Source organism: Vibrio sp. 10N.222.48.A3, assembly GCF_041475345.1.
In the GTDB taxonomy this organism is placed as follows: Bacteria; Pseudomonadota; Gammaproteobacteria; order Enterobacterales; family Vibrionaceae; genus Vibrio; species Vibrio tasmaniensis_A.
In genome coordinates this window covers 1-676 of sequence record NZ_JBFRVX010001784.1, presented here as the reverse complement: position 1 = coordinate 676, position 676 = coordinate 1, and the positions used below count along the sequence as shown (strand labels likewise).

Sequence of the window (676 nt, the reverse complement as noted above, 5' to 3'; positions counted from 1 at the left end):
TATGACTCTCGATTTAATATAAGCATGTTGGATGATTTATCTATCGTCATATCAAAACTACAAAGTGGTTCAATTTTTTGTTTAAGTTATAACTCAGAAGTATATACACGTGATGAGTTAAAAGATTCTTCTGGAAAATTAGCAGCCGATGCTTATAAACAAAAATTTACCGAAATAGTTGGTGAAGATAACATTCCGCAGTCATTTGATGAACGAGGTTGGACAAGACAAAGTAACTTCTCAGGTTTTTTGTATGATTCAATAATTGCAAGACTGAACCGATCATTACAAGAAAGAAATGATCGACTAGTAAATGATGAAGAAAAACTACAGGTCAGGCAAGTTATGTATTTTGATTATGCAGATGGTAGTAGGATGGAAACATTAGGATTTGTATTATATAAAGTAGATGACCTAAAATTAGTTGATGTTTGCAACTTTGAAGGTTTGCCTTTTTTTAAATCAGGAAAGGAGAGTTTTACAATTAAAACCCCAAACTTAACACAGAAAGAAATCAGACATTTGTCAGAAAAGATGCCAAATTTTGATATAAGTCTTCTAGATGAAAATATATTTTCTGTAAAGGATGTTACTGCTTTTAGTGAATTGTATAAATATTTCCCTGCATTTAATGAAATTGAAGTAATGTAGAGGGTAAAGCTTACAGGAGTTTTAT

1 protein-coding gene is annotated in these 676 nt (G+C 30.8%); it reads left to right on the top strand.

Going from position 1 to position 676, the window contains the following annotated elements; genetic code table 11:
* Positions 1-651, top strand: a 651-nt coding sequence (locus AB4653_RS28900) for an O-methyltransferase (RefSeq protein WP_372106075.1), incomplete at its 5' end; no start/stop codon positions are given.
* Positions 652-676 lie beyond the last annotated feature (25 nt).